Source organism: Mesorhizobium sp. 113-3-9 (genome assembly GCF_016756515.1).
GTDB lineage: Bacteria > Pseudomonadota > Alphaproteobacteria > Rhizobiales > Rhizobiaceae > Mesorhizobium.
In genome coordinates, this window is sequence record NZ_AP023246.1 from 1,454,529 (window position 1) to 1,474,552 (window position 20,024).

Annotated in this window: 22 protein-coding genes; 11 read left to right on the forward strand and 11 right to left on the reverse strand. The window is 64.1% G+C overall.

Annotated features, from left to right (window positions below; translation table 11 throughout):
* Positions 1 to 128 precede the first annotated feature (128 nt).
* Positions 129 to 1,928, forward strand: a complete 1,800-nt coding sequence (locus tag MesoLj_RS07020; RefSeq protein WP_202325544.1) for an ABC transporter transmembrane domain-containing protein — start codon at positions 129 to 131, stop codon at positions 1,926 to 1,928.
* Between the two features lie 52 nt (positions 1,929 to 1,980).
* Here MesoLj_RS07020 and MesoLj_RS07025 read toward each other — a convergent pair whose 3' ends face one another.
* The gene (locus MesoLj_RS07025) at positions 1,981 to 3,465 is read right to left on the reverse strand and encodes a carboxypeptidase M32 (RefSeq protein ID WP_202325545.1); all 1,485 of its coding nucleotides are present in this window, start codon (positions 3,463 to 3,465) and stop codon (positions 1,981 to 1,983) included.
* 142 nt (positions 3,466 to 3,607) lie between these two features.
* Between MesoLj_RS07025 and MesoLj_RS07030 the strand changes: the two genes are divergently transcribed.
* Positions 3,608 to 3,961: a DUF1304 domain-containing protein gene (locus tag MesoLj_RS07030; RefSeq protein ID WP_202325546.1), complete on the forward strand. Its 354-nt coding sequence runs from the start codon at positions 3,608 to 3,610 to the stop codon at positions 3,959 to 3,961.
* A gap of 109 nt (positions 3,962 to 4,070) precedes the next feature.
* On the opposite strand, the gene MesoLj_RS07035 is transcribed toward MesoLj_RS07030, so the two are convergent.
* From MesoLj_RS07035 to MesoLj_RS07075, 9 genes are all read right to left on the reverse strand, one after another.
* Positions 4,071 to 4,499: a hypothetical protein gene (locus tag MesoLj_RS07035; protein ID WP_140776503.1), complete on the reverse strand. Its 429-nt coding sequence runs from the start codon at positions 4,497 to 4,499 to the stop codon at positions 4,071 to 4,073.
* A 247-nt stretch (positions 4,500 to 4,746) separates the two neighbouring features.
* A complete protein-coding gene (locus MesoLj_RS07040; protein WP_140776501.1) occupies positions 4,747 to 5,778 on the reverse strand; it encodes a peptidoglycan -binding protein in 1,032 nt (343 codons plus the stop codon).
* Position 5,779: 1 nt separating this feature from the next.
* Positions 5,780 to 6,805, reverse strand: a complete 1,026-nt coding sequence (locus tag MesoLj_RS07045) for a MotA/TolQ/ExbB proton channel family protein (RefSeq protein WP_140776499.1) — start codon at positions 6,803 to 6,805, stop codon at positions 5,780 to 5,782.
* Between the two features lie 164 nt (positions 6,806 to 6,969).
* Complete coding sequence (gene trhA / locus MesoLj_RS07050) at positions 6,970 to 7,656, reverse strand: PAQR family membrane homeostasis protein TrhA (RefSeq protein WP_202325547.1); 687 nt, start codon at positions 7,654 to 7,656, stop codon at positions 6,970 to 6,972.
* Between the two features lie 100 nt (positions 7,657 to 7,756).
* A complete protein-coding gene (locus MesoLj_RS07055) occupies positions 7,757 to 8,557 on the reverse strand; it encodes an inositol monophosphatase family protein (protein WP_202325548.1) in 801 nt (266 codons plus the stop codon).
* 122 nt (positions 8,558 to 8,679) lie between these two features.
* A complete protein-coding gene (gene efp, locus MesoLj_RS07060; protein ID WP_019861758.1) occupies positions 8,680 to 9,246 on the reverse strand; it encodes an elongation factor P in 567 nt (188 codons plus the stop codon).
* Between the two features lie 128 nt (positions 9,247 to 9,374).
* Positions 9,375 to 10,415 carry a tetratricopeptide repeat protein gene (locus tag MesoLj_RS07065; protein WP_140776493.1) on the reverse strand — a complete coding sequence of 347 codons (1,041 nt, stop codon included), beginning with the start codon at positions 10,413 to 10,415 and terminating at the stop codon, positions 9,375 to 9,377.
* A gap of 1 nt (position 10,416) precedes the next feature.
* A complete protein-coding gene (locus MesoLj_RS07070; RefSeq protein WP_202325549.1) occupies positions 10,417 to 11,064 on the reverse strand; it encodes a thiamine phosphate synthase in 648 nt (215 codons plus the stop codon).
* 132 nt (positions 11,065 to 11,196) lie between these two features.
* A complete protein-coding gene (locus tag MesoLj_RS07075; RefSeq protein ID WP_202325550.1) occupies positions 11,197 to 12,102 on the reverse strand; it encodes a DMT family transporter in 906 nt (301 codons plus the stop codon).
* 131 nt (positions 12,103 to 12,233) lie between these two features.
* On the opposite strand from MesoLj_RS07075, the gene MesoLj_RS07080 reads away from it, so the two are divergent.
* The 3 genes from MesoLj_RS07080 (at position 12,234) to MesoLj_RS07090 (ending at position 14,400) form a co-directional block, all read left to right on the forward strand.
* Positions 12,234 to 12,680: an Lrp/AsnC family transcriptional regulator gene (locus tag MesoLj_RS07080; RefSeq protein WP_140776488.1), complete on the forward strand. Its 447-nt coding sequence runs from the start codon at positions 12,234 to 12,236 to the stop codon at positions 12,678 to 12,680.
* Between the two features lie 97 nt (positions 12,681 to 12,777).
* Positions 12,778 to 13,506 carry a class I SAM-dependent methyltransferase gene (locus MesoLj_RS07085; RefSeq protein ID WP_202325551.1) on the forward strand — a complete coding sequence of 243 codons (729 nt, stop codon included), beginning with the start codon at positions 12,778 to 12,780 and terminating at the stop codon, positions 13,504 to 13,506.
* Between the two features lie 123 nt (positions 13,507 to 13,629).
* On the forward strand, positions 13,630 to 14,400 hold the full coding sequence (locus tag MesoLj_RS07090) for a sulfite exporter TauE/SafE family protein (RefSeq protein WP_202325552.1): 771 nt from the start codon (positions 13,630 to 13,632) through the stop codon (positions 14,398 to 14,400).
* 41 nt (positions 14,401 to 14,441) lie between these two features.
* Here MesoLj_RS07090 and MesoLj_RS07095 read toward each other — a convergent pair whose 3' ends face one another.
* On the reverse strand, positions 14,442 to 14,993 hold the full coding sequence (locus MesoLj_RS07095; protein WP_202325553.1) for a DUF2269 family protein: 552 nt from the start codon (positions 14,991 to 14,993) through the stop codon (positions 14,442 to 14,444).
* Between the two features lie 335 nt (positions 14,994 to 15,328).
* On the opposite strand from MesoLj_RS07095, the gene MesoLj_RS07100 reads away from it, so the two are divergent.
* The 6 genes from MesoLj_RS07100 (at position 15,329) to MesoLj_RS07125 (ending at position 19,997) form a co-directional block, all read left to right on the forward strand.
* Entirely contained in the window at positions 15,329 to 15,709 is a 381-nt protein-coding gene (locus MesoLj_RS07100) for a hypothetical protein (protein ID WP_140776480.1), read from the forward strand.
* Between the two features lie 382 nt (positions 15,710 to 16,091).
* Positions 16,092 to 16,625 carry a protease adaptor protein RcdA gene (gene rcdA, locus MesoLj_RS07105; RefSeq protein WP_140776478.1) on the forward strand — a complete coding sequence of 178 codons (534 nt, stop codon included), beginning with the start codon at positions 16,092 to 16,094 and terminating at the stop codon, positions 16,623 to 16,625.
* A gap of 94 nt (positions 16,626 to 16,719) precedes the next feature.
* Positions 16,720 to 17,229 (forward strand): crossover junction endodeoxyribonuclease RuvC, encoded by a 510-nt coding sequence (gene ruvC / locus MesoLj_RS07110; protein ID WP_056575418.1) that lies wholly within the window; start codon positions 16,720 to 16,722, stop codon positions 17,227 to 17,229.
* A 13-nt stretch (positions 17,230 to 17,242) separates the two neighbouring features.
* Positions 17,243 to 17,863 carry a Holliday junction branch migration protein RuvA gene (gene ruvA, locus MesoLj_RS07115; RefSeq protein WP_140776711.1) on the forward strand — a complete coding sequence of 207 codons (621 nt, stop codon included), beginning with the start codon at positions 17,243 to 17,245 and terminating at the stop codon, positions 17,861 to 17,863.
* A gap of 43 nt (positions 17,864 to 17,906) precedes the next feature.
* Entirely contained in the window at positions 17,907 to 18,944 is a 1,038-nt protein-coding gene (gene ruvB / locus MesoLj_RS07120) for a Holliday junction branch migration DNA helicase RuvB (RefSeq protein ID WP_010912034.1), read from the forward strand.
* A 156-nt stretch (positions 18,945 to 19,100) separates the two neighbouring features.
* The gene (locus tag MesoLj_RS07125; protein ID WP_140776476.1) at positions 19,101 to 19,997 is read left to right on the forward strand and encodes a metallophosphoesterase; all 897 of its coding nucleotides are present in this window, start codon (positions 19,101 to 19,103) and stop codon (positions 19,995 to 19,997) included.
* Positions 19,998 to 20,024: the final 27 nt, after the last annotated feature.

The window sequence follows — 20,024 nt, forward strand, 5'->3', positions numbered from 1 at the left end:
CAGCTATTGAGGAGCCACGGCTTCTAAAACGGTCGGCGAGCCTATACATCAGGCGGAATTGAATCACAAGGCCGCGGCAAGCGCATATTGCGACGCCTAGAGCTGAAGCGGCTAGAGGAAACACCGAGATGGCGCAATCAAGCAGCGCAGACGAGCGCCGACGCTCGCTCAAGCCGCTCAGACGCCTGTTCCCCTATATCACGCAATATCGCACGCTGGTCGTCGGCGCCCTCATCTCGCTGGCCATCGCGGCGGCAACGACATTGGCGCTGCCGCTGGCCGTGCGGCGGATGATCGACCATGGTTTTTCGTCATCCAGCACCACCTTCATCGCCGAATACTTTGCCGCGCTGGTGGCGATGGCCGCCATGCTGGCGGCGGCATCGGCCTGCCGTTATTATTTCGTCATCACGCTGGGCGAACGCGTCGTCGCCAATATCAGGCGCGATGTCTTTGCGCATGTGACGACGCTGTCGCCTGCCTTCTTCGACACAGCGCAGTCGGGCGAGATCGTCTCGCGGCTCGCCGCCGATACCACGCAGGTCAAATCGGCGGTCGGCGCCACGGCCTCGGTCGCGTTGCGCAACGTCATCCTCGGCCTCGGCGCGGTGGGAATGATGGTCATCACCAGCCCGAAACTGTCCGGCCTAGTCATCGCAGCCATTCCCATCATCGTGCTGCCCCTGGTCGCCTTCGGCCGCTCGGTGCGGCGCAAGTCAAGGCAGGCGCAGGACACGCTTGCCGAGGCGACAGCCTATGCCAGCGAGCAGATCGGCGCGGTGCGCACGCTGCAGGCCTTCACCAATGAGAAACTGGTCACCGGGCGGTTTTCGGGCGCGGTGGAGGCTGCCTTCGAGGCTGCACGCGCTTCGATCTTCGCACGCTCCTTCCTCACCTTCTTTGCCATCTTCACCATCTTCTCGTCTGTCGTGGCGGTGCTGTGGTTCGGCTCGCGCGATGTGCTCGACGGCAATCTGTCGCCAGGCACGCTGGGCCAGTTCCTGCTCTATTCGGTGTTCGCCGCCGGTGCGCTCGGCGCGCTGTCGGAAGTCTGGGGCGAACTGGCCCAGGCGGCGGGCGCGGCCGAACGGCTGACCGAAATCCTCGCCGAGAAGCCGGCGATCCAGGCGCCGGCCGATCCGAAGCCGCTGCCGTCGGTTGCCAAGGGCGCGATCGTCTTCGACGACGTCTCCTTCTCCTATCCGGCAAGGCCCGACCGCGCCGCCGTCCATGGCTTGAGTTTTCAGGTCATGCCCGGCGAGACGGTGGCCATCGTCGGTCCTTCGGGGGCCGGCAAGAGCACGGTGTTTTCGCTGATCCTGCGTTTCTACGATCCCGAAACCGGCAAGATCCTGATCGACGGCGTCGACGTGCGCGAGGCTGATCCAGTCGCTGTTCGCGAGCGCATCGCCATCGTGCCGCAGGACGTCACCATCTTCGCGGCGAGCGCGCGCGACAATATCGGCTTCGGCCGGCCGGGCGCGGGCAATGCCGAAATCGAGGCTGCCGCGAAGGACGCGCTGGCCGACGAATTCATCCTCAAGCTTGAGAATGGCTATGACAGCCAGGTCGGCGAGCGCGGCGTCACGCTGTCCGGCGGCCAGCGCCAACGCGTGGCGATCGCCCGCGCCATCCTGCGCGACGCGCCGATCCTGCTGCTCGACGAAGCGACGTCGGCGCTCGACGCCGAAAGCGAGACGCTGGTGCAGACGGCGCTGGAGCGGCTGATGCAGGGCCGCACCACCATCGTCATCGCCCACCGGCTGGCAACGGTGCTGAAGGCCGACAGGATCCTGGTCATGGATGGCGGCCGCATCGTCGAGGAAGGCACGCATCAGAGCCTGGTGGCCAAGGGCGGCATCTATGCCAGGCTGGCCAAGCTGCAGTTCGAGACCGGCGCCAGCGCCTTCAGGGGCGCGGCGGAGTAGGTTACGGCGGGCTGTTACCGTCTGCCGAATCCGGATGGCACGATGGCCGATTTCATCCGCCGTAGCGCTGCTTCAGGTGATTGACGAAATACACGGCATTGAGCTTTTCGCCGGTGGCGCGCGCGAGCAGGTCCGGTGTCGACCAGCGCGACCCCTGCGACCATATCTTCTCGCGGCGCCAGTCGTTGATGGCAGCGAAATTCCCTTTCGCCAGGTCGTCATCGGCGGAAGGGTGTTCCCGGGTCAGCGTGGCCCATTGCTGCGCCGCCATCATAGCGCCCAGCGTGTAGGACGGGAAGTAGCCGAAGGCGGCGCCCGGCCAATGCACGTCCTGCATCGGCCCGTCGGCCGGATTGTCAATCGTGGAGAGGCCGAGATAGTCGCGCATCTTGGCATCCCAGGCTTCGGGAAGATCAGCCACCTCCAGCCTGCCCGAGACCAGCTCCTGCTCCAACTCGTAGCGCAGGATGACATGCAGGGGATAGGTCACCTCGTCGGCGTCGACGCGGATCAGGCCGCGCTCGACGCGATGCACATGCGGCAGGAGATCGTCGAGTGACCAGGCCTCGCCGAGATGCTTCTCCACCACCGGCAGCGCCCAGCGCCAGAAGGCGGGATTGCGGCCGATCTGCTTTTCGACGAACAGACTCTGGCTTTCATGCACGGCCATGCCGCGCGCCTTGCCCAGCGGCCAGTGCGACCATGCCTTCGGCAGGTTCTGTTCATAGAGCGCGTGGCCGGTCTCGTGCAGCACACCCATCAGCGCCGACAGGAAATCGGATGTCTTGTAGCGGGTGGTGATGCGCACGTCGCTGGGCACGCCGCCGCAGAAGGGATGGTGCGACACCGACAGCGAGCCGTGCGTCAGGTCGAAACCGACCGCGGCCATCATGACAAGACCGAGTTCGCGCTGCTTGTCGATCGCATAGGTACCCGAAAGCGGCTTCAGCGGATGCTTGCGCAGCCGCGCCTCCTGGATCGCCAGTGCCTCCGGTACGAATCCCTTGAGGAAGGCTTTCAGGTCGGCGAAGACCGGGGTGATGTCCGCGGTGCGGTTGCCTGGGTCGAATTGCTCCATCAGCGCATCGTAGGGGGCGAGGTCCAGCACGTCGGAGCGCAGAGCCGCCTCTTCGCGCACCAGCGCCACCACGCCCTCGAGCGCCGGCTGGAAACCGGCCCAATCGTTCTTGGCGCGCAGGTCGCGCCACAGCTGCTCGCAACGCATGCGCGCCGTCGTCTGGCGTTCGACGAATTCGACAGGCAGGCAGGTCAGGTTGGTGTATTGCCGCCGCAATTCGCCGAGCGCCGCGCGCTGCTCGTCGTCGAGCGCCTCGGCTTCGGCGGCGGCGATCCAGTCCGATATCTCCGGTGCGGTCGCCCTGGTGTGGTACATGCCGGCCAGTGCCGCCATCGCCTCGGCACGCTTCTCGCCGCCGCCGACGGCCATATGCGTCGCTTCGTCAGCGCCGAGGATGGCCAGTGCATGCTCAAGCGCTTCGAGCTTGTGGCCGAGGTCGTCGAGTTTCTGAAAGGACATGGCGACTTCCGTGATTGAGGACGGCGCGAAAAGACACCAACGCAAAAGCGTTGGCAACCCTCAGATACCTCCCGGCAGATGCACCTTGCGCAGGCGATGCCACACATGAAATGCTGCGGGCGACGCGTGCAGGGGGGAGCAAATGGTCGGCAACATCCTGGTCGGGCTGGTGGCCTTGATCCATGTCTACATCGTCTATCTCGAGATGGTGCTTTGGGACACGCCGAGCGGGCACAAGACATTCCGCCTGACGCCCGAATTCGCCAGGGCCTCGAAGGTGCTCGCCGCCAATCAGGGCCTCTACAACGGATTTCTCGCCGCCGGTCTGATCTGGGGGCTTTACCTCGGCGCCGCCGGGTTTCAGGTCAAGGTCTTCTTCCTGTTGTGCGTGGCCATTGCCGGCCTCTACGGCGCGGCGACGGTCGGCCGCAAGATACTGTTCATCCAGACCGTGCCGGCGGTGGTCGCCCTGGTCGCGCTCTGGCTTGGTTGGTAGGCAGGCTTGGTTGGTAGGTAGACTGGGCCGGCGAGGAAAAAGGACGCCCGCGGGATTGGGGTCCCGAAGGCGCCAGGTGGTCCCTTCCTCTTGGACCGTTCCGGAGGGCTCAGCCGTTCGGATAGTTTCCGCCGTCGGAACCATCGCCCATCAGGAAGCCGCTGCCGGTATCGACCCTCAGCCGCTGGTCGACATTGTCGAGATGATGCAGCAGATCACGATACTGCGCGGCCGGTATCCTGCCATGATCCGATGCGGCTATCTTCTCGGCGGCCTGGCTGATCTGGTTGGTGCGCATTTCCAGGTGTTCCGCCACGGCCGGGGTGATGTTGTTGGCTTGCCTGGCGTCGATGATGCCCTGGCGGACGCCTTGAGCCTGCTCAATGAGGGCCTCGACACGCGGACCCGTCAAGTCGGTCGGGGCGGTCGCGTCGAGAGCACCCTTGTGATGGCCCGCGGCATAGGCGCCGGCGAGCGGAATGGCGATAAAGAATGCGGTCAGTGCTGCAGTTCTGAGCGTGGGGTTAAAAGAGCGCATCGTCGCGTCTCCTCCAGAAGAGGAAGGCAGCGGTTCTTTCGTCTACCTTCCAGCCGCGGGCCGTCGGGTTCCGTCGCGTCGCGATGGGAGGCATCGCCGGCGGTTCTCGGCCCTGGGCGGCAGGCTAGGAGCGCTCCGGCGGGAAGTGTAATTAAAAAAAGATAATCTTTTCAGGCCTTGCCGGCACCCGTCTGCGCCCTAGAGTTGAGCCGTCGAACAAATTCGCGTGACATCGCGTGATGATGGTTCAACGTTCGGTGAGCTTCAGTTCAATGCGGCGGTTCTTGTTGCGCGCCTCGTCGGTATCGGCGGGGTCGAGCGGCTGGAACTCGCCAAAGCCGGCGGCGACCAGCCGGTTGGCCGGCACGCCGTTCTCGATCAGGAACTTAACCACCGAAGTCGAACGCGCCGTCGACAGCTCCCAATTGTCGCGGTAGCGGCCGGTGCCGGAGAGCGGCTTGTTGTCGGTGTGGCCGTCGACACGCAGCACCCAGTTGATCTCCGGCGGAATCTCCTTCTGCAACTCGATGATGGCGTCGGCGAGTTTCTTCATCTCGACCTTGCCGGCATCGTTGATGACCTCGGAGCCGGTCGGGAACAGCACTTCCGACTGGAAGACAAAACGGTCGCCGACAATGCGGATGTTCTCGCGGTCGGCGAGGATCTCGCGCAGACGTCCGAAGAAGTCGGAGCGGTAGCGGTTCAATTCCTGCACGCGCTGCGCCAGGGCGACGTTGAGGCGGCGGCCGAGATCGGCGATCTTGGTGTTGGAATCGCGGTCGCGGGCCTCCGAAACGTTGAGCGCGTCCTCGAGTGCTCCAATCTGCTTGCGAAGTGCGGCGATCTGCTGGTTGAGGATCTCCACCTGGCTCAGTGCCTGCTGGCTGATCTGGCGCTGGCTGTCGAGTTCGCCGCCCAGTTCCGCGGCACGCTGGTTGGCGGCGTCGCCAGCGCCGGCCCCTTGCGCCAGCAATTGCTCGAGCCGGCTCTTCTCCGCCTCCGCCGCCGACAGCGACGCCTGCAGGTTGGCGAGTGAATCCTCCTTGTCCTGCGCCGTCGAGCGCTCCAGGGCCAGAAGCTGGGTCAGTTCGTTGATCTGCGAGTTGAGGCGATTGAGCACCGTGTCCTTGCCGGAGATTTCGCGGCCGAGCAGGAACTGCGCCAACACGAAAACGGTGAGCAGGAACATGATGGCGAGCAGCAGCGTCGACAAAGCGTCGACAAAGCCCGGCCAGTAGTCGATGCGGCGATCGGTACGCCGGCCCCTGGCAAGCGCCATGTCAGTGCACCCCGGGCTTCTTCAGGGCGTCGGCGATCTTTTCCAGCGTGTTGCGCATCGCCTTCTGTTCATCGGACTGGGCCTCGACCCAGTCGCGCATGATCTGCTGCTCGGAGCGCATGTTCTTGACCAGGCCGGAAATGCCGTCGGCGAGATTGGCCATGGCGGTGGCGACACGAGGATTGGAGCCGCCGCCATTCTCCTGCATGCTGCGCAGCCGCTCCGATAACAGGCGGATTTCGTCAGACGGCTCGGACTTGGCCGGATCTGAGACGACGATGTCGGAAGAGAGATCAGTGACCGAGGACAGCCAGTTCTCAAGCTCGGTGTAGAAGCGCGTCTGGGCGCGGCCCGCCTGCAAATCGAGGAAGCCAAGCACCAGCGAACCGGACAGGCCGAACAGCGAGGATGAGAAGGCTGTGCCCATGCCGGCCAACGGCGCCGACAGGCCCTGCTTCAGGGAATCGAGCACCGCGGCGGCATCACCCGTGCCGGGGTCGAGCGACTCGATGGTCTCGCGAATCGAACCGATCGTGTTCAACAAGCCCCAGAAGGTGCCGAGCAGGCCGAGGAACACCAGCAGGCCGACAAGGTAGCGCGAGGTGTCGCGGCTTTCGTCGAGGCGCGTGGCGATGGAATCCAGCATTGTGCGCATCGAAGAGGTTGAGAAGGCCATGGTCGAGGAACGGCCGATCATGGCTTTCATCGGCGCCAGCAGCACCGGTTCGATGGTTTCCGAGCCGGCGCGGAAGGAGTTGACCCAGCGCACCTCGCGAAACAGCCTTCCGACCTGGGCGAAGGCGAGCAGGATGCCGACCACCAGCACGCCGATGATCAGGCCGTTGAGGCCGGGATTGGTGACGAAAGCCGTCGAGATCTGGCGGGTCAGGATGGCGGCAATGAAGGCGACGATGGCCAGGAAGATGACCATGGTCAGCAGGAACACCTGCGGACTCGACAGTTTATGCGGATCGTAGATCAGTACGTCGGAGCGCCTGCCCATGCCGAAGGATCTGAGAAAAGCCATCCGTGCCCCGTTTCCGATGCTCTATTTGCCTTTACGCAATTCCGAACGGGAAACCGCTCACACTTTCCCTGGAATTGGTCCAGCGCCGCCGATCACGTAGTTGGCGACTCTAAACGGAATTGTGACCAAATTGAATGGCGCTTGGCAATATTGCCGCGAGGGGATCAGAAGCGGTTAATCACCAGGCAGTCGACCATGGCCGCCAGATGCAGGCCCGCTCCAGTGACCACGAAGCCGTGCCACAGCGCGTTGTGGAAACGCAGCCCCTTCCAGGCGAAGAAGATGACGCCGCAGGAATAGACGACGCCACCGGCGACGATGAGCACGATCGAGGTCGTCGGCAGTGTCGCGACGAGTGGCTTGACCAGGACGATGCCGCTCCAGCCGATGGCGAGATAGAAGACGATCGCCAGCCGGTCGAAACGGCCGGGAAAGAAGACCTTGATGGCGATGCCTGTCGCCGCCGCGATCCAGACCAGCGCGATCATCCAGTGGGCCAGCGGCGAGCCGTCGAGCTGGGCCAGAAAAGGCGTGTAGGTGGCGGCGATGAGAAGATAGATCGCGGCGTGATCGAAGCGTCGCAAAACCCATTTGGCCGGTGACGATACCGGCCACAAATTGTAGGCCAGCGAGACCGAGAGCACGGTGAGCAGCGAAACGACATAGAAGGCGGCGGCAACGTACTCGCCGGGTCCGACCCGAAACGCCGCCAGCGCCAGCAGCGCCGAACCGGCCGCGATCGCCAGCACGATGCCGACAGCATGGACAATGCCGTCGGCGATCATCTCCGCGCGGGAGTAGTGCCAGCGCCCGACAAAGGGGATTTCGAGTTGCGGCGGTGTGTCAGCCATCAATCGTCCTGCGTCACCCCATATCTGGGCAACCGCCGGACAGTATTTCAAGCTTAGATGGCGGTTTTGCGACTGCGGCCGTTCAGCGCGGCGGAAGGCCTTACCGGGGTGCGAGGGGCTTCTTCACCGTCTTCAGCAGCGCGCGCTGGATGACCTCGTTGCCGGCGACGACGGAGCCGTTGTCCAGCATGTCCTGCCCGCCATCCATGTCCGAGACGAAACCGCCGGCTTCGCGGATCAGCAGCAGGCCGGCGGCGATGTCCCAGGCCGACAGGCCGATTTCCCAGAAACCGTCCATGCGGCCGGCGGCGACATAGGCAAGGTCGAGCGAGGCCGAGCCAAGGCGCCTGATGCCGGAAACCTCGGCCATGACATGGCGCAACTCGATCAGGAAATTGCCGTGCTGGCCGCGCCCCAGATGCGGTACGCCGCAACCGATGACGGCGTCGACCAGCTTGGTGCGGCCGGCGACGCGCAGGCGGCGGTCATTCAGGAAGGCGCCACCGCCGCGCTCGGTCGTATAGAGCTCGTCCATGGCCGGATTGTAGATCACGCCGGCAACGATCTGGCCCTGACGCTCCAGCGCGATCGAGACGGCGAAAAGCGGAATGCCGTGCAGGAAATTGGTGGTGCCGTCGAGCGGATCGACGATCCAGCGGTGCTGGCTGTCGTCGCCGGCGACCGCGCCGCGCTCTTCCATCAGGAAGCCGTAGCCCGGGCGCGCCTTCGACAATTCGGCGAAGACGATGTCCTCGGCCTTGCGGTCGGCCTGGCTGACATAGTCGCCCGGACCCTTCATCGAGACCTGCAGGTTCTGCACTTCGCCGAAGTCGCGCGACAGCGAGCGGCCGGCCTTCATTGCGGCCTGGACCATGACGTTGAGAAGGGCTGAGCGTGCCATATCGTTGAAACTCCAAAAGCCTGGGGCGGATAAACTCAAATTGGATCGCGACCCCGCTTCATCTGCTTGTCTTTGCACGCATGATCTTGTCCGAAAAGTCTGCAACTTTTCGGGATCATGCTCTAGTCGGCGCGCCGCACGTAAGTGATTTCGTTGGTGTCGACGATGATGCGTTCGCCGGCGCCGATGAAGGGCGGCACCAGCACGCGAATGCCGTTCTCCAGCACCGCCGGCTTGTACGAGGATGCCGCCGTCTGGCCCTTCACCACCGGATCGGCCTCGGTGATGGTCAAGGTCACATAGTCGGGTAGCGAGATGCCGATCGGCCTCTCCTCATAGAGCTGGACCGTCACCATCATGCCGTCCTGCAGGAACGCGGCGCGGTCGCCGACGAAATCCTTGTTCAGTTCGAGCTGTTCGTAGCTCTGGGTGTCCATGAACACCAGCGCGTCGTCCTGCTCATAGAGGAAGGAAAAATCCTTCAGGTCGAGGCGGATCTGTTCGACCGTCTCGGCCGAGCGGAAGCGCTCGTTGAGCTTGGTGCCGTTGATGAGGTTCTTCAGTTCGACCTGGTTGTAGGCGCCGCCCTTGCCGGGCTTGACGGTGTTGGTCCTGACCGCAACCCACAGGCCGCCATCGTGCTCGATGACATAGCCGGGACGGATTTCGTTGCCATTGATCTTGGCCATGATGATGGGATCCGGAATGAGATTTTCGCCTGGACAAGCGATTTAGGGGCTCCCAAGACCACAAATCGTCCGGAGAGGCAAGGGAGCGGTCAGCAATGGCCCGGCGCCGGGCGATTGTACGAGCGCCATCACGGCAGGCGGTTCGCCTTCTGCAAGGCTTGCTTGGTCTGGTCGTCGCTCAGCCCTTGCAGGAAGTCGTCCATGTCGGGGTCGATGAGACCGGCGCGGCGGGCGACGATGTACCAGGCGCCGGCGAGCACGAGGTCCGGGTCGGTGCCGATGCCTTGCATATAGAGTTTCGCCAGGCGGTTCTGGGCGGCAACATTGCCGCCCTCGGCGGCCTGCTTCGTCCAGCCGAAAGCCGATTTCAGGTCACGGGCGCCGCCGCGCCCTTCGATCATCCAGGCGGCGAGATCGATCTGCGCGGTGTCATAATTCTGCCGTGCGGCCTGCGCCAGGAAGCGCCTTGCCTGCGCATCGTCGCGCGGCTTGCCGCCGACGCCATTGGCGTAGATCTGGGACATGGCGTACTGCGCGTCGGGGAGGCCGGTCGCGGCGGCGCGCTCATAATAGGAGACCGCTTTGGCCAGGCCGGCGTCACCGGGATCCTGCTGGACCAGCATCTGCGCGAAATTGAACTGCGCCAGCTGGTTGCCGGCTTCGGCCGCGGCCTGCATCAGGGCATAGGCCTCTTTCGTGTCCTTCTTGACGTAGCGGCCGTCGAGCAGCATCAGCGCGTACTGGAACTGTGATTCTGGCACGCCCTGTTCGGCGGCGGCGGCGTACCATTTGGCGGCCTCGGCTGTATTGAGAGGTACGCCCAGCCCGCGCGACAGGATCTCGGCCACCAATGTTTGCGCCGCCGGGTCGCCATTTTTTGCGCGGACCAGCGCAAGGTTGTAGGCCGTCTTGTAGAGCCCGCGCTGGAAGGCGCCGTAGGCCGCGTCCGCCGGCTTGGCCCCGAAGCGGTCGGGATTGATGCTGTCGGCCGAGGGCAGCGGCGCCGGCTCCGCAGTGGTGGCGGGTTGTGGCAGCTGCTTTTCGATCGGCTTGTCGGTGTGCACGCCGACTTCGGGCTTGGGCTGCGGCAAGGGAATCGTTTCGGCGGCGGCGGCCTGGATCATGACCGCTGCAAGCAAGGCCTGAAGGGGAAGCCTCACCGGAGCCACATCAGTCCTCGAAGCGCGGCGCGGTTTCGTCGAGCAGCGCATTGGCCCGGCCTATTGCCGCTTGCGGATCGACGCCATCGGCGAACACCGCGCTCGACAGCGCGACGAACTCGGCACCGGTGGCGGCCACTTCCACGACGGAAGCCAGATCGGATCCGGCCATTACGATGCAGGGGATCTGGATCATTTGCGCCCACCACTCGCCCAGTGACAGATTGCGCGGATGCGGCTCCGGCTTGTTGTCGTAGCCGAAGCGGCCGAAGAAGACGTAGTCCGGCCTGACCTCACCGAGTTCGAGTGCGTCGTCCCGCTTCTTGGCGCCGCCGGCGCCGACCATCATCTTCGCCTGGAAATGTTCGATCGTTTCGGCGAGTTCGGCCTTGGACGCCTCGACATGGATGCCGTCGGCCTGGACACGGCCCGCGATGCGGGTGTCGCCGGCGATGATCACGGCCACGCCCGCGGCCTGGGCCGTCGGCACGATCTGCTCGGCAAAAGCCTGGAAGGAGGCCTCGTCCATGCCGTTCTCGGGCAGGATCAGCGAGGCGACGTCGCCGCCGTCGAATGCGTTGGCGATGCGGGCGGCCGGCACGCCGGGCGGCGCGATCAGCACGATGCGGCAACGATTTGGGGGTGTGGCGTCGTTCATGGTTCTTCGATCCCGGGTTTCGCCTATGCCGGGCGAAGATGGTTGGATTGCGGCATAGAGCAAACTGCCCGCTTTGAACAGGCGGGCAGCCGGGATGGCGATTTTTGCCGGCGGGCTGCCGGCGGGCGGACCCTACTCGATCGGCTGGGGGCTCGTGACGGACGGTTTCGGCTTCCACAAGGACCAGCCGAGATTCATGCCGGCCGCGGCGATCAGGATGGCGGCGGCGCCGACGATCTGGCTCAGATGCAGCCGGTGGCCGAAGGCGACGACATCGACCAGGATGGCGACGACCGGATAGATGAAGGACAGCGATCCCTGCAGATGCGTCGGCAGCTTCTGGATGGCACCATACATCAGGATGTACATGAGACCGGTGTGGACGATGCCGAGCGTCGCCAGCATGGCCCAGCTCCACGGGTCGGCGGGAAGATGCGAAAGATCAGCGAAGGGGGCCAGCATGACGACGCCGACGCAGACCTGGATCAGCGCGATCAGATGCGGCGGCGTGCCCTTGAGCTTCTTGGTGACGATGGCCGCGACGGCCCAGAAGAAAGCCGCGGCCAGTGCCATCAGGATGCCGGCAAAATAGTTGGTGCCGACATCGCCGGCGTCAGGGGCGGCCTCGACGATCAGCACCATGCCGGCGAAGGCTATTATCAGCCAGGTCAGCTTGGTCAGCGTCAGCCGTTCGGCGAAGAAGAGCGTGCCGAAGCCGACCAGCATGAAGGGCTGGGTGTTGTAGACGGCGGTGGCGATCGAGATCGACGCGCGCGAGAAAGCGCTAAAGAGCAGAACCCAGTTGATGACGATGGCCGCGCCGCCAAACGCGGCCAGGCCGATGACGCGCAGGGGCAGCTTGTCGCGCAGCAAGCCGAGCGATGTGCAGATGACAAGCAGTGTCGCCGCGCCGAACGCGCAGCGCCAGAACACGACGTCCATGATCGGTTGGCCGGACATGATGACGAACCATCCGATCGTGCCCAGGATCGTCATTGCGGCCGACATCTCGACCGTGCCGCGTACCGTATCGTTCATGATGAGCCTCTAACCTGTTGAGGCGTCATATTCTCATGCGAGGTGGCGGCTTTCCATCTTGCGGAAAAGGTCATATTCAGAGATGGCCTAATTATATTAGGCTACTGCTGCGAATCTGTGAGAAATCTGAAATGCTTGATGATCTCGACCGAAATCTCCTCGAAATCCTGGTGAGGGATGCACGGACCTCGCTGAAGGAGTTGGCCGCCCAGGTCGGACTGTCGTCGCCGAGTGTTTCGGAGCGGCTCCGGCGGCTCGAGGAGCGCGGCGTCATCCGGGCGTTCACCGTCGAGATCGATCCCCTGGCGCTCGGCTATACGCTGCAGGCGATCGTGCGCATCAAGCCTTTGCCGGGCAAGCTGCACATCGTCCAGAAGCTGATCGAGGAGATTGCCGAGTTCGCGGAATGCGACAAGGTGACGGGCGACGACTGTTTCGTCGCCCGTCTGTTCGTGCGCTCGATCGGCGACCTCGACGGCATTCTCGACCGCATTGCCGACAAGGCCGAGACCAGCACCGCCATCATCAAGGCGCAGCCGATCCGGCGGCGGCCGCCGCCGCTCGGGGCGCCGGCCTGATCGTCTTGACCCCGCAAGGCCGGGGTGGAAATGCGCGGCCTGTCCCCCAGATGTCGATCTTCCGCCAGAGGATTGGCTGAGAGACGAGGAAGAAAACATGGCGCAAAATATCTACGACCAGCCGGAGTTCTTCGCGGGCTACAGCCAGCTCGGCCGGTCGATCGAAGGCCTGGACGGTGCCGCCGAATGGCCGGCGCTACGCGCGATGCTCCCTGAAGTCGGCGGCTTGCGGATCGTCGACCTCGGCTGCGGTTTCGGCTGGTTCTGCCGCTGGGCGCATGACAATGGAGCGAGCCACGTCCTTGGGCTGGACTTGTCGGAAAAGATGCTGGCCCGGGCAAGAGCCGCCGGCCCGGACACGGGCATCACCTATCAGCGGGCCGACCTCGACCATCTCAGCCTGCCGGCGGGCGGATTCGATCTCGCCTACAGCTCGCTTGCCCTGCACTATGTCGAGGATGTCGCGCGCCTGTTCAGGACGGTGCATCAGGCCCTGTCGCCCGGCGGGCATTTCGTCTTCTCCACCGAACATCCGATCTACATGTCCCCGACCAGGCCGGGCTGGGTGGTCGATGCCGAAGGCCGCCGGACATGGCCTGTCGATCGCTATCTGGTGGAAGGTCCGCGCAAAACAGACTGGCTGGCCAAGGGCGTGGTGAAACACCACCGCACCATCGGCACGACGCTCAACGCGCTGATCAAGTCCGGCTTCACGATCGGGCATGTCGAGGAATTCCGTCCCACGGATGCGCAGGTCGCGGCCAAGCCCGAACTGGCTGAAGAACTCGAGCGGCCGATGTTCCTGCTGGTCTCGGCGCGTCGATAGGATAGTCGAAAGGACAAGGGCGTCATTGGCCAGGCGCGCCCTGCCTGGATTTGCTGTCGCTCCGCTCAGAATTCTGGGCTATTCAGGCGGTGACGCACCTTCCCTCCAGACCAGTCCCATCCCATGTCAGGCCTGCTTCTCGATCCGTGGTTCTACGCGGCCGCCGTTCCGGCGGTCATTCTGGTCGGCCTGTCCAAGGGCGGTTTCGGCGGCGCTGTCGGTTTCGTCGGCGTGCCGCTGATGGCGCTGACCATTCCACCGGTGCAGGCGGCCGCCATCCTGCTGCCGATCCTGTGCCTGATGGACATTGTCTCGGTGTGGACATGGTGGGGCGTTTACGACCGCAAGATGCTGGTCGACATGATGCCGGGCGCCGTCATCGGCATCGGCCTCGGCTGGCTGACGGCGGCACTTGTCACCGAGGAGGCGGTGCGGCTCATCGTCGGCGCCGTCGCCATCATCTTCGTGCTGCGCTGGCTTTACCTGCAGTTCCGCCATGGCTCCGACCACGCCACCGAACCTAACCGCGTGGCCGCCGCCATCTGGGGCACGGTCGCCGGTTTCACCAGCTTCGTCGCCCATGTCGGTGGCCCGCCTTTCCAGGTTTATGCGCTGCCGATCCGGCTCGACCCCAAGGTGCTGTCGGGCACGGCCGCGATCTTCTTTGCCGCGACCAATGCGTTGAAGCTCATCCCCTATTTCGCGCTCGGCCAGTTCGACACCGCCAATCTGACGGCATCCGCCGTGCTGATGCCGCTCGCGCCACTGTCGACCATCGCCGGCGCCTGGCTGGTGCGGCGCATGCGGCCGGAGGTCTTTTATCCCTTCACCTACGCGACCGTGGCCGTCGTGGCGGTCAAGCTGCTGTGGGACGGCCTTGCCGGCCTGATGTAGCGGGCGAGGCGGCTGCCCAGCCGCTCTCACCGTCAGAGGGATCAGGCGGCGCTGGGCACGAGGCGACGGTTGCCGCCAAGGGCCAGCGTGGCGCCCACCGCGATGACCAGCGCCATGCCGGCGAGGATGCCGATGTCATGCGTGGTCGGCTTGAGCACCATGTCGGCGACGATCACCAGCATCACGGCATAGTCGAAGCGCGCCGCGCTCATCATGCGCTGACCAATGGCAAGCACAGCCGGCGTGACGCCCTCCTTGGCGATCATCGCGCCCATGCGCTCGCCGGTTGGCTTGAAGATGAACATGCCGATCGAGAAGGTCATGGCGTAGCCGACCAGGCCGATGACGATCCACAGGTCGGAGAAGCCGACCCAGAAGCCGCACATGATGAGGCCGAAGATCAGGGTGAGCATCGACATCGGCGCGAAGAAACACCCGCCCAACTGCCCGCTGGCGCGCATCGCCTGAAGCTTGTCCGCGATGTTGCCGGCGCGCTCGGCAAGCACGCCGAGCAGGAACAGCACGAAGCCGCCTCCGACCCACAAAATGGCCGAGACGATGTGGAGAAATTTGACGATCGAATACCAGTCCATCGGTAGCTCCTGGGTATTTCTGGTGGTTTTGCGGCGGAGCGGAGATGCGCCAGCCGTCAGAGGAGCGGGCGTTTAGCGTGGCGCCTGTTTCGGAACGATGTCGCGAAAAAACAGCCTTTGTTTCGGCGGTTTTCGGCTTGCGCCGGTTCTCAACATCCACCGATGCGCGGCTGCATTTTCTGCTATCGTGAGAAGTGCGGGAAGGGGGCGGCGCGACATCGTCCAGAAACATTTGCCGATGCTAGTGCGCCGAGCCGGAAGCCCGGTGGCGACAGAAATCGCCTGACGATCAACCCATTCCCGAAAACGGGAAAAGGCAATTCGAGGGGACAAGCATGCAAGGGGTAGCACGGAATTTCTTTACGCTGGCCGTCATCTATTCGCTGTTCGGCATGGCGCTCGGCATTCACATGGCCATCAGCGAAGACCACGGCCAGATGCCGACCCATGCCCATACGATGGTGGCCGGCTGGCTGATGTCGGCGGTCTTTGCCTTCTTCTATCATCTGTTTCCGGCTGTCGGGCAAAAGATGATCGCCGTCGTTCACTTCTGGCTGACGGCAATCAGCGGGATCGGGCTCATGATCGGCCTCTACATCCTGCTTGCCGGCAATCCGGCAATCGAACCGCTGCTGGGGATCGCTTCGATCGGCTTCTATGCAGGCATGCTTCTGTTTGCCTTCATCTCCTTGCCGGTGGTCTGGAAGAAGGCCTGAGCAGAGCGGGAAACTGACTTGCGGCCTGTGCTGTTACGGCACAGGAATGGGGTGTTCGGTCAAAAAACTTCGGTGCCGTTAAAGGTTCATTAAGCTTTACAGGCGTTTACTATGTGCATCCAGTGATCTGGATTCTTACCGAGTGGTTGGAGCCACTTTGTTTGACGCCTCCCTGTTAAACTCCTGAGAGCCGCCTTATCCGCGGCTCTTTTTTTGTCCGCATTCCGGCGGCACCCCGCGCGGCGGATGGCTGTTAACCTTCTGTTAAACATGTGCTTGCCTTCACCCCCGGCGAAGCGCATTTTCAAGCTTCAGTTATATAGGGTGCCGGGTGTATCGGCAGTGAACCGAATCGGCCGGTCGCAAGTGCAGGGGCGTATCAATGAACGAGCCTTCGAAGGGCAGTGCGAAAACCGTGAAGCTGGCGGAACGCCGGGTTTTTTCGCACTCCTTCAAACCGCTTTACCAGGAAGGCATGGGGCTGGTCGAACAGGCGGCGGAATATCTCGATGGCAAGGGCCGCGCCGAGGCCAAGAAACTGTCTCGGCTGGCGGCCACGCTCTACGCGGCCGAATCGATGCGGCTGACCACCAGGCTGATGCAGGTTGCCTCTTGGCTGCTTTTGCAGCGCGCGGCCAATTCCGGCGAAATGACCCGCGACCAGGTCGCGTCGGAAAAGTCCAAGGTGCGCCTCGATACCGCTTCCGCGCATGACGAAGCCGCCGGCTGGGCCGAACTGCCCGAGGATTTCCTCGACCTCGTCAACCGCTCGCTTCGCCTGCAGGCACTGGTGCGCCGCATGGATGACGAAATCTACGGCGACGGCGCCGTGGTCGACATGCAGCCGTTGAGCCGCCGGCCCAATCCGGTTTCGGATCAGATCAGCTTGCTCAATACGGCGTTCGCCCGCAACTAGGCGACTTCGGAAATTTCCGGCTCGACAGGTCACTGTTTCCGGTTTGTTCACATTTCGCTGGCATCGCTGTCCGCCCAGGAGGTAAAGTTACCGTATGGGGGACGCGATTCGCATCATTGGCATCGATCCGGGGCTCAGGCGCACCGGCTGGGGCATCGTCGAGAGCCTCGGCAATTCGTTGCGCTTCGTCGCCTCGGGCACCGTGCGCTCCGAGGACAAGGCGGCGCTGGCGACGCGGCTCTGCCAATTGCATGACGGACTCGCCGAAGTCCTGCATGCGGCAATGCCGCATGAGGCGGCCGTCGAACAGACCTTCGTCAACAAGGATGCCGTGGCGACGCTGAAGCTCGGCCAGGCGCGCGGCATCGCCATGCTGGTGCCGGCACGGGCCGGCCTCGTCGTCGCCGAATACGCGCCCAATGCTGTCAAGAAGGCGGTGATCGGTGTCGGCCATGGCGACAAGAAGCAGATCCACATGATGGTGAAGGTGCTGCTGCCGAAGGCGACCTTCGATACCGAACATGCCGCCGACGCGCTGGCCATCGCGATTTGCCACGCGCATCACCGGCAGAGCGCCGCCTATCGGATGGCGCTTGCGTCATGAGAGGCTGTTGGAAATGATCGGCAAGCTCAAGGGCACGCTGGACGAGATCGATGAGGATCATTGCATCGTCGATGTGCATGGCGTCGGCTACGTCGCCTATTGCTCGGCGCGCACGCTGGCCGCGCTGCCTTCGCCCGGCGAGGCGGTGGTGCTGTTCATCGAGACCTATGTGCGCGAGGACATGATCCGGCTTTACGGCTTCCAGTCGGCGCTGGAGCGCGAATGGTTCCGGCTTTTGATGAGCAATGTGCAGGGCGTAGGAGCCAAGGTGGCGCTGGCCATCCTGTCGACTTTGGCGCCGGCCGACCTCGCCAATGCGATCGCGCTGCGCGACATCGCCATGGTTTCCCGCGCCCCAGGCGTCGGCAAGAAGGTGGCCGAGCGTATCGTCACCGAATTGAAGAACAAGGCGCCGGCCTATGCGGGTTCGGCCTCCGGGACCATCGGCCTGAAGCAGGAGCTCGGCGAAGGCGTGGCAGCCGCGCCGATCACCGACGCGGTTTCGGCACTGGTCAATCTCGGCTACTCGCGCGACACCGCTGCCAATGCGGTTGCCGCGGCGCTGAAGACGGCGGGCGAGGACGCGGACGCCTCGAAGCTGATCCGCTTTGGGCTGAAGGAACTGGCGCGGTGAGGGCTCGCTTGTCCGGTCCTCTGCCTTATGCGAGGAAGGCAGCATGAGCCTGTCGCCTCGTCTCATTGCTCCGGAAAAACGCGGCGAGGATGCCGACCAGACCTTGCGGCCACAAACGCTTGCCGACTTTGTCGGCCAGGCGGCGGTGCGGGCCAATCTCAAGGTCTTCATCGAGGCCGCCAAGGGCCGCAACGAGGCGCTTGACCATGTGTTGTTCGTCGGGCCGCCGGGGCTGGGCAAGACGACGCTGGCACAGATCATGGCGCGCGAACTCGGCGTCAATTTCCGCTCGACCTCCGGTCCGGTCATCGCCAAGGCCGGCGATCTTGCCGCGCTGCTTACCAATCTCGAGGAAGGCGACGTGCTGTTCATCGACGAGATCCACCGGCTGAACCCGGCGGTGGAGGAAATCCTCTATCCGGCGATGGAGGATTTCCAGCTCGACCTGATCATCGGCGAGGGCCCGGCGGCGCGTTCGGTCAAGATCGACCTTGCCCGTTTCACCTTGGTCGCCGCCACAACCCGGCTTGGCCTGCTCACCAATCCGCTGCGCGACCGGTTCGGCATTCCGGTGCGGCTCAACTTCTACACGGTCGAAGAGCTGGAGCAGATCGTGCGGCGCGGCGCCCGCATCCTGCAGATGCCGCTCGGCGACGATGGCGCGCTTGAGATCGCGCGGCGCGCGCGCGGCACGCCCCGCATCGCCGGCCGGCTGTTGCGCCGCGTGCGCGATTTCGCCTCGGTCGCCGGTGATGGTCACGTCGATCGCCTGATCGCCGACGAGGCGCTGACACGGCTGGAAGTCGACGCGCTCGGCCTCGACGCGCTCGACCGCCGCTACCTCTCCATGATCGCACGCAATTTCGGCGGCGGGCCGGTCGGCATCGAGACGATCGCGGCCGGCCTGTCGGAGCCGCGCGACGCCATCGAGGACATCATAGAGCCCTATCTGATCCAGCAGGGCTTCATCCAGCGCACGCCGCGCGGCCGCATGCTGACGGCCAATGCCTGGCGCCATCTCGGCCTCGACGCGCCGAAGGACCTGGCGCAGCAGCAGATCAACCTGTTCCAGGAAGAATAGGGACGCAGGCGATCGGGCGCTGGTTACCGGACCAGTGATCAAGCATGCGTGAATGCGCAAAATCTGCTCGCCTTTGCCGATTTGCCGGCGCAATCGTGGATTTTATCGGCACTGTCTCGCGGCATGCCGCCGCGATCCATGTGCCGGAGCCACGGAATGATAAGCAGACGCGGGTTCCTGCGCTTCATCGGCGGGTCTTTCCTGACGGCTGTCGCGCTTGGTGCCTATGCGGTCGGCATCGAGCCGATGCTGCTGGCGCATGTGAAGCGCTACGCGCTGACGCCGCCGCACTGGCCTGATGGCCTGAAGCTGCGGGTCGTGGCATTTGCCGACATCCATGCCTGCCGGCCATGGATGACGCAGGAACGAATTGCCTCGCTCGTCGACGATGCGAACGCTTTGCAGCCCGACCTGATCGTGCTGCTTGGCGACTATATTGCGGGCATGCCGCTGGTGACGGGGCCGGTTACGCCGTCGCAATGGGCGTCCGCGCTGTCGGGCCTCAAGGCGCCGCTCGGGGTGCTGTCGATCCTTGGCAATCACGATTGGTGGAGCGATGGCTTCGCACAGCGCGCCGGAGCCGGGCCGATCATAGCACGCAAGGCCTTGGAGAAGGTCGGCATCCCGGTGCTGGAGAACGATGCCGTGCGCCTGGAGAAGGATGGCCATGGCGTCTGGATCGCCGGCCTGGCCGACCAGCTGGCGCTGTTGCCGGCCAGGAGGGGTGACCCGTGCAAGGGGCTCGACGATCTCGACGGCACGCTGGCCAAGGTCGGTGACAGCGCGCCGATCATCCTGCTCGCCCATGAGCCTGATATTTTTCCGACCGTGCCATGGCGCGTTTCGCTGACCCTTTCGGGCCATACCCATGGCGGGCAGGTGCGGCTGTTCGGCTATTCACCCGTCGTGCCCTCGCGCTTCGGCAATCGCTATGCCTATGGCCACGTCGTCGAGAACGACCGCAATCTGATCGTCTCGGGCGGGCTCGGCTTCAGCATCCTGCCGGTGCGTTTCGGCATGAGGCCGGAAATCCTGCAGATCGACCTCGGCTGATTTGAATACAGCTCTTTGTTTTGACGC